We start from the raw sequence: 8,607 nt of genomic DNA on the forward strand, positions 1-8,607 counted from the left end.
TAAGAATTAATCAATTATAATCAGTTCCAAAGTCAAAAGCAATGTCAATTCAAAAGTCAAAAGTCAAAAGTAAGAATTAATCAATTATAATCAGTTCCAAAGTCAAAAGCAATGTCAATTCAAAATTCAAAAGTCAAAAGTCAAAAGTAAGAATGTATCAATTCAAAATTCATGCATTCAAAATTAAAAAGTGAGAATTAATCAATTCAAAAGTCAAAAGTCAAAAATACAAAATAAGAACGATTATCCTATATAAATAATCATCTATTCTTTACCGAAATAATTAATAATTAAACAATTAAATAATTAGACCATTCACGCCTTGAAGCCTCCCCTTTCAAGGGAAAAAAAATAAATCTTTTCGTTATTCGTCAATCCTCTCCCTTTTAGGGAGAGGTAATTATCAATTATCAATTATCAATTATCAATTAATGAATCTACTCCCTACTCCCTTCTGCAGATATCTATTAATTCCTAGGGATAAAATTCCTAAAATTTTCTCTAAGTTATTAACAACATATTCTGTTAGATCGATGTGAACTTCTGTATTTTCTAATTGTAAGAATTTCCAAATATTTCCTGTAGTCACAACCCCATAAATAGTAGAAATTTGATTGCCTTGTTGTTGATTAAATATTTGTCCGGCAATCATTTCTGCCAGACATTGCCCTAATCCAGCATTTAAGTTTTCTTTTTTAGCTTCGACAATAGCAAAAACGGGAGATTTTATAAATAGTTGTTCTGGATCAAGACTAATGAGAAAGTCACAAGTACCGTTTAATCCTCTGGTATTATCAACATTAAATTCTGTTCCAGAAAAGAGGCTAATTTGATTATTTAGGATTTTTCTTAATTCTATTAAAATCGGGGCGATTATCATTTCTGAGCGCGCTTTTTCTGTATTAATTGCTAAAGCTAATGGTAAGTTATTTTGTAATGTTTGTTTTAAAAAATCGCTTGGTTGAACTTCGGAAGTATTGGCAAAAAAATCGACTTTTTCTTGGATTTTCAAGGAAAATTCTTGTTGGATTTTGGGTAATGTAAAATCACTGTAAGGCATTATTTTTAATTCAAAATTCAAAAGTCAAAAATTTTTAATTCAAAAGTCAAAAGTCAAAAGTAAGAATTTTTTAATTCAAAAGTCATAGAATTGAAGTAAGAAATTTTTAATTCAAAAGTCATAGAATTGAAGTAAGAAATTTTAGGTTAAAAGTAATAAGTTAATTATTCAGCTTTTTTTTGCTCGTAACTATGGATTGAGCTAGAATTTTAATAAGTTGTTCGCATTCGTCTAAAAGCTTGGCTATTTTTTCAGATTCTATCATATCAGTTTCAATAAGTAATCTTAACCAATATCGGGTTTCCCTTGCTTCTTTGAGAGATATTTCTTGCTTACTAATAAAATCTTTGGTACTCTGAGCTGACTGTGATTCTACTAGATTAGCTCCAATTGATGTTCCAGACCTAAATAATTGATTAGCTAGTAATCTCGGTGTTCCTGGTTGCTGGTCTAAAAGATTACAAAGTTTAGTAATTCTAACTGCAAATTCAAAAGTTCTCTCTGTAATAGGTATAGGTATATGATTTTTCATTTTACTTTTGCTTTTTAACTTTAAACTTAAAAATTCTTACTTCTGAATTTTGACTTTTGACTTTTGACTTAAAAACTCTTACTTTTGCTTTTTAACTTTTATAGTTATTCTGAATAAGAATGAAACATTTTTTGAGCTTGAAATCCTTTGAAAGCCAGAAATTATTGTCTCAGTATAAACCAGAATAACTATAACTTAAAAATTCTTACTTTTGAATTTTGACTTGAACAATTTTGAATGAATTGAATAATTTTGACTTCTAACTTTAAACTTAAAAATTCTTACTTTTGAATTTTGACTTTTGAATTTTGACTTGAAATGAAACGGTATGAGAATAAAAACGAAACCTTTTTTACAACGAGAAGCTACTGAATGTGGCGCCGCATCTTTGGGTATTATTCTTAAATATTATGGACGTGAAGTTCCTTTAATGGAGTTGCGCAGTAAATGTGGCGTGAGTCGAGATGGTACTAATGCTGGTCAAATTGTGAGAACGGCAAGGGAATATGGTTTGACAGCTAAGGGTGGAAAAAGCACTGTTGAATTCTTGGAAAATACTGATTTACCTGTGATTATTTTTTGGAAATTTAATCATTTTTTGGTAGTAGAAGGTTTTGATAAAAAGTTTGCTTATCTCAACGATCCGGCATTGGGAAGGCGGAAAGTTAGTAAGGAAGAATTTGCGAAATCTTACAGTGGTATTGTTTTGCAGATGGAACCGGGAGAAGAGTTTGTTAAAGGAGGAAAAAAAAGAAATTTTATTGTTTATTTAGCTGTTCGTTTACGAAACTCGAAAACTGCTCTTGCTTTTACTTTTGTTGCTGGTTTTTTCCTTAGTTTAATTCGCTTAATTATTCCGGCTTTTAGTTTGGTTTTTGTTGACCAAGTTTTAGTGGAGGGTTTTCAAGATTGGCTGCGCCCTTTACTGTTAGGAATGGCTGTAACAACGATTCTACAATTTACTATTGCCAGAATGCAATATCTCTTTTTGCGGAAGTTAATTATTAAACTTTCGATTACGATGAATAGTCAGTTTATGTGGCATTTGTTGCGGTTGCCGATGAAGTTTTATGCCCAAAGATTTGCTGGAGATATTAGTTCTCGTGCTGCTTTTAATGACCAAACTGTGCAATTATTGAGTCAAGTTGCAAATACTTTAATTGATACAATAATGTTGGTATTTTATGCCGTTTTAATGAGTTTTTATAATGGAATTTTAGCTGGAATTACTATAGTTTTTGGTTTGATTAATGTGGCAGCATTATATTGGCTCCGACAATTTCGGATTGAAGCGACTCTGAATTTGAGTGAAAAAAAAGGAAAGTTATCTGGTTATCTTTTGGGTAGTTTAGGAGCAATTGAAAGTCTGAAGGCGGGGGGTTTAGAATCTTATATTTTTGCGCGGATTTTGGGAATATATTCTCAGGTGATGAATGAGGAGCAAAAGTTAAATATTCAAACTAAGGTTTTAACTGTTTTACCAACATTTTTAAGCACTCTTACTTCTACGATAATTTTAGTATTGGGAGGGTTAAAAGTAATGGCAGGGGAAATGAGTATTGGGATGTTAGTGGCATTTCAAACTGTAGCTTCTGGTTTTTTAAACCCTCTGGCAGAATTAATCAATTTTGGCAGTAGTTTACAAGAGTTAGAAGCAAGTTTGGAACGTCTTGATGATGTTTTAGATCATCCTATTGATGAAGATATTGAAATTACTGAAGCTGTAGAAAATTCTATTATTGAAGAAGGAAATGAGCAGGAAAAACCTGTAGGGGCGAATGGCGAATCTGTAGGGGCGAACGGCCGTTCGCCCCTACCTTATACGGACGTACCTTCTAGGGAGGTTGCATGCAACCTCCCTACTTCTCTCTTAAAAGGTAAAGTAGAATTGAGAAATATTACTTTTGGTTATAATCCTTTAAAACCTCCATTAATTGAAAATTTTAATTTGTTAATTAAACCTGGTTCAAGAGTTGCTTTGGTAGGAAAAAGTGGGTCTGGAAAATCAACTATTGCTAATTTAGTTTGTGGTTTATATCAACCTAAATTAGGAGAAGTTTTATTTGATGATATTTCCCGTCAAGAAATTCCTCGTTCGGTTTTAACAAAGTCTGTGTCAATGGTGGCGCAAGATATATTTTTATTTGAAGGAACGATTCGAGAAAATTTAACTTTATGGAATCCAACTATTAGTAATTCTGCTTTAGTTCAAGCTTGTAAGGATGCAAATATTCACGAATTTATTATGACTTTAACTGGTGGTTATGATGCTAATTTGCTGGAAGGTGGGGTGAATTTATCGGGGGGTCAAAGACAACGTTTGGAAATTTCGAGGGCGTTGGTAAATAATCCTAGAATTTTAATTTTGGATGAAGCAACGAGTAGTTTAGATGCGGAAACTGAAAGAATTATCGATCGTAATTTACGTCGTCGAGGTTGTGCTTGTATTGTTGTCGCACACCGTTTAAGTACGATTCGAGATTGTGATGAAATTCTGGTTTTAAAAGAAGGAAAAGTATTAGAAAGGGGTACTCATAAACAACTTTGGAATGAGGGTATTTATTATCGGGAATTATTGGAGGTGGAGGAAGGAAGAAGGAAGGAAGAAGGAGTCAGGAGTCAGGAGTCAGGAGTCAGAATAAAGAAAGAAGGATTCAGGATTCAGGAGACAGGAGTCAGAATAAAGAAAGAAGGATTCAGGAGTCAGAATAAAGAAAGAAGGAGTCAGGATTCAGAATTCATAATTCTGAATCAAGAAGAGAATTGGGTGTCGGGAATAGATGGAGAAATACGACAGGAAAATATTTCTGAAAATTCTGTTTTTTCTACTCCTTTATTAGCAGATTTAGAAGGTAAAGGAGAAAATTATTTCCTAGAAGGTAATCAACCTCTAATTTTTGAATATCCCCAAATTATCTGGTTAGTAAAATCTGGGGAAGTAGAAATATTTTATTCTCTGGAATCAGCGGGAGAATTAATCGAAAATCGTCATTATTTATTTACAGTTAAACCGGGAGAGTTAATTTTTAATTGCGATGCTCATACTCAAGGCAAATTGTTAGGAATTGCTTTGGAAAAAGCCGAATTAATTCAGATTAATATTACCAACACAGATTTAACTGAAAATTTGAATAGTTTGTCTATTCCTTTAGTCGAAAAATGGTTAGATAGCCTTTTGAAAATTCAAAAGTCAAAAGCGCGTAGCGTTGCGAGCGAAGAGAAGCAATCTCAAATTCAAAAGTATGAATTTATTACAAGTCAAAATTCAAAAGTGCGTAGCGTTGCGAGAGAAGAGAAGCAATCTCAAAGTCAAAAAGATGAATTTGTAGATGAATCTGTTGACTCAATACCGAATGATTTTTCTTTGCCATCTTTTGCAGAATCTGAACATCCTAATTTTTCCCAAATTGTTTCAATTAACAATAATTTTTGCAATTATCTCCACCAACTTATTCTGGCAGAAGAACAAACAGAAATATTCAACTCTCAACAACTCAAAACCTATAATCAACGTAGTCAAGCAGAAACGATGCAAAATTTTGTTTCTGTCTTATACAATCAAGCAACAACTAACTCCATAACCTCCAACTTTAACGACTTATTATTAATAGCAGTCGGAGCAATAGGACGCGCCAGTAAAATAGAAATTAAACCACCATCTACACAGACAAAAAACTTCCAAAATATCCCCCCAGAAAAAAAATATCCTGCCGATTATCAACAAGATTTACAAGAGATTGTTAAAGCTTCCCGGTGTCGGATGCGACAAGTAAAACTAAGAGATAAATGGTGGCACAAAAATTCTGGTGCTTTGTTAGGTTGGATTGAATCAGAAAATATACCCGTTGCTTTATTACCCCGCGAAAATAAATACCTTCTCTACAACCCAAAAACTCAAACTTCTCTTCCCATAAATCAAAAAGTTGCTGCTACTTTATCATCAACAGCATTTACTTTTTATCGCCCCTTCCCTTTCCAAGTAAAAAATGTTTGGGAGATATTTTTATTCGCCATCAAAAGTTATGAATGGGATGGAATAAAAGTAATGATTTTAGGCACAATAATTAGTCTGATGGGTATGATTACTCCTCAAGCAAGTGCCATTATTGTTAATAATGCTATTCCTGACAGCGACAAATTATTATTATGGCAAATAGCAATAGGTTTACTTGCGGTTACTGTAGGAAAATCCTTATTTAATTTGCTCCAAGGAATAATGTCTATCAAAGTTTCTCAGGGGATGCAAATTAATTTACAGTCTGGAATTTATGACCGCCTCTTTCGCCTAAATCCGATTTTTTTCCGAGAATTTAGTACGGGGGATTTATTAACTCGGATTGCTGCAATTAGTCAGATTAGTAGTTTAATAAATAGTGCCGTTATTACAACGCTTTTTACTGGTGTATTTTCCCTATTAAATTTGGGTTTAATGTTTTTATATAGCCGAAAATTAGCCTTAATTGTTCTAATTATTGGTTTAATTTCTTTCCTGATCACCTTGATTTCCGGCATAATTTTAATTCGTTTTGAACGAGAACAAGAAAAGCTGAGTGGGAAAATTCAAGGTTTAACCGTACAACTAATAAATGGCATTCAAAAATTACGAGTTGCTGCTGCTGAAGTTAGAGCTTTTGCCGTTTGGGGTAAAAAATATCAACCTCAAATTCAACTTAATAATCGGATTTTTCAGATTAACGATATTATTTCTGTGATTAATAAAGTTGTCTCTCTCGTGACTTCTATATTGATTTATTGGTTTACTATTCAGATTATTATTTCCGCTCAAAAAACAGGAACTCCTAGTTTAAATATTGGTACATTTATTGCTTTTAATTCCGCCATGGCTGTGTTTCTTAGTGGTGTAACTTCTTTGAGTAATACTATTACTGATGTTATCGGTATTGTGCCTTTGTGGGAAAGAGCAAAAAGTATTTTAGATTCTCCCATTGAATATAATCCTAATTTAGCTCACCCCGGAGAATTACAAGGTGGTATTTCTGTCGAAAATGTCACTTTTAGTTATCATCAAAAATCTAAATTAACAACAGAAACTGCCGATAAAAATATCCCAGAAACTAATGTCACCACCGTACTCCATAATATTAGTTTAGAAGTAAAACCAGGAGAATTTGTCGCCATTGTTGGTCCGTCTGGGAGTGGCAAGTCTACTTTATTCCGTTTATTGTTAGGTTTCGAGCAACCACAAACAGGAAATATTTTTTATGATGGTAAAAATTTAGCTGAATTAGACTTAGAGGCAGTCAGACAACAATTAGGAGTAGTGCTGCAAAATGGGAAAGTGATGACGGGCAGTATTTATGAAAATATCAGTAGTGGTGAGTTGGTAAGTCCGCAGACAGCATGGGAAGCAGCTCAGAAAGTAGGTTTTGCAGATGATATTGAAGAAATGCCAATGGGAATGCACACCGTAGTAAGTGAGGGAGGAAGTAATCTTTCTGGAGGGCAGCGACAAAGGTTGCTGATTGCGCGGGCGTTGATATTAGAGCCGAAAATTCTTTTGTTTGATGAAGCGACGAGTGCTTTAGATAATAAAACTCAGGCGATCGTCACTGAGAGTTTGGAGCAGTTGAATGTGACGCGGGTGGTTATTGCTCATCGTTTGAGTACCATTCGGAATGCCGATGTTATTTATGTCATGTCTCAGGGAAGGGTAGTGCAAAAGGGAGGTTTTGATGAGTTGATGGAACAGGAGGGGTTTTTTAGGAAGTTGGTTAATCGTCAGTTGGCTTAATTAATTTAATAATAATTTAATTATTTTTTCTATTAAAAAGTGTTAAAATGTTCAGACACCAAAAGTAATTAGAAAACAGAAAACAAAATGAAATGAAAATGCCAAATAACAACGAAATGTATGCCGACAAGAACTGTACCACTACTCACAGAGCAACCAACCCTAATTCCAGCTGCTCCCACCACAAGAATTCCTCCACCACACCCTCGGAGAGAGAGACCTTCTCTCCTCTCTCTGATAAAGAATTGGAGGCATGCACCGGCGGTCTTATGAGTGTGGGAAGCATCATGACACATGGTATGCCCTTAGACGCTAAATACGAGTGGGAGGACCCAGACCTGGAGCTAATAAAGCTAAGGAAGCAATTGGAGAAGAGGGAAAAGGAAAAGAAGTGGCCAGAAAAGAAAAAAGAGAAATAATGAATGTGGCAAAATGTCGCCGACGGCGGGTTGTCACAAACAAAAAATTACCACACTCGATGGTTTTATGCTAGCTATCAAAAGCAACCATCAGAGAATAGAAAGCATGAAGTGCCGAAATTATCACTATTTCATTTGATACCTGGCACAGGAGGAGTCAGGAGAAAGGAGTCAGGAGTCAGAATAGGAAACTACTGGATGGTACAAAGTAGCCCATAAAGTGTCGTTTTAGGAGTTGACCAATACGACAAATACTCTCACTAACTGATAACTGATAACTGTGAACTGATAACTGAAAAGACATGGGCAGACCAAAAAGAGAATTCAAAGCAGATTATTCGTACCACATTACGACTCGGTGTATTTTAGTCTTGACAAGGCAGTAGTGGCGCGTCAACCTTGAAACACAGAAAAACGTCTTGATAAAAAGAGCGATCGCTCTACTTCAAAAAATATCTACTTACCTTTAGAAAGAGCAGATATTCTGGAAAAGTATCTGGCAAATTTTTCACTATCTATATATAAGAGTGAAATTTTCATCTCTAACAAAAACTGGCAAAAAGTTGAGAGGATGGTTGAGGCGATCGCTCCACTTCAAAAAATATCTACTTATCTCTAGAAAGAGCAGATATTCTGGAAAAGTATCTGGCAAATTTTTCACTATCTATATATAAGAGTGAAATTTTCATCTTTTAAGAAAACTGGCAAAAAGTTGAGAGGATGGTTGAGGCGATCGCTCTACTTCAAAAAATATCTACTTATCTCTAGAAAGAGCAGATATTCTGGAAAAGTATCTGGCAAATTTTTCACTATCTATATATAAGAGTGAAATTTTCATCTTTTA

Annotated in this window: 6 protein-coding genes; 3 read left to right on the forward strand and 3 right to left on the reverse strand. The window is 34.1% G+C overall.

The window, feature by feature from the left end; all coding sequences use genetic code 11:
• Positions 1–424: 424 nt before the first annotated feature.
• Together ACP6PK_RS24160 and ACP6PK_RS24165 are read right to left on the reverse strand one after the other, a co-directional pair.
• Positions 425–1,060, reverse strand: a complete 636-nt coding sequence (locus tag ACP6PK_RS24160) for a hypothetical protein (protein WP_426563349.1) — start codon at positions 1,058–1,060, stop codon at positions 425–427.
• Between the two features lie 160 nt (positions 1,061–1,220).
• A complete protein-coding gene (locus ACP6PK_RS24165) occupies positions 1,221–1,592 on the reverse strand; it encodes a four helix bundle protein (protein ID WP_426563351.1) in 372 nt (123 codons plus the stop codon).
• A 328-nt stretch (positions 1,593–1,920) separates the two neighbouring features.
• Here ACP6PK_RS24165 and ACP6PK_RS24170 point away from each other — a divergent pair, with 328 nt between their 5' ends.
• From ACP6PK_RS24170 to ACP6PK_RS24180, 3 genes are all read left to right on the forward strand, one after another.
• On the forward strand, positions 1,921–7,344 hold the full coding sequence (locus tag ACP6PK_RS24170) for an NHLP family bacteriocin export ABC transporter peptidase/permease/ATPase subunit (protein ID WP_426563353.1): 5,424 nt from the start codon (positions 1,921–1,923) through the stop codon (positions 7,342–7,344).
• Positions 7,345–7,436: 92 nt separating this feature from the next.
• Complete coding sequence (locus ACP6PK_RS24175) at positions 7,437–7,763, forward strand: hypothetical protein (RefSeq protein ID WP_426563355.1); 327 nt, start codon at positions 7,437–7,439, stop codon at positions 7,761–7,763.
• Between the two features lie 3 nt (positions 7,764–7,766).
• Positions 7,767–7,982 (forward strand): hypothetical protein, encoded by a 216-nt coding sequence (locus tag ACP6PK_RS24180; protein ID WP_426563357.1) that lies wholly within the window; start codon positions 7,767–7,769, stop codon positions 7,980–7,982.
• Between the two features lie 292 nt (positions 7,983–8,274).
• On the opposite strand, the gene ACP6PK_RS24185 is transcribed toward ACP6PK_RS24180, so the two are convergent.
• Entirely contained in the window at positions 8,275–8,415 is a 141-nt protein-coding gene (locus ACP6PK_RS24185) for a hypothetical protein (RefSeq protein ID WP_426563359.1), read from the reverse strand.
• Between the last annotated feature and the right edge of the window lie 192 nt (positions 8,416–8,607).

It is taken from the genome of Dapis hubbardiae BLCC-M172, assembly GCF_050016015.1.
Classification (GTDB): Bacteria; Cyanobacteriota; Cyanobacteriia; order Cyanobacteriales; family Microcoleaceae; genus Trichodesmium.

Excerpts from the sequence above, each read along its gene's own strand:
- ACP6PK_RS24180 (WP_426563357.1), top strand. The coding sequence starts at position 7,767 with ATGTGGCAAAATGTCGCCGACGGCGGGTTGTCACAAACAAAAAATTAC.
- ACP6PK_RS24160 (WP_426563349.1), bottom strand. The coding sequence starts at position 1,060 with ATGCCTTACAGTGATTTTACATTACCCAAAATCCAACAAGAATTTTCC.
- ACP6PK_RS24165 (WP_426563351.1), bottom strand. The coding sequence starts at position 1,592 with ATGAAAAATCATATACCTATACCTATTACAGAGAGAACTTTTGAATTT.
- ACP6PK_RS24170 (WP_426563353.1), top strand. The coding sequence starts at position 1,921 with ATGAGAATAAAAACGAAACCTTTTTTACAACGAGAAGCTACTGAATGT.
- ACP6PK_RS24175 (WP_426563355.1), top strand. The coding sequence starts at position 7,437 with ATGAAAATGCCAAATAACAACGAAATGTATGCCGACAAGAACTGTACC.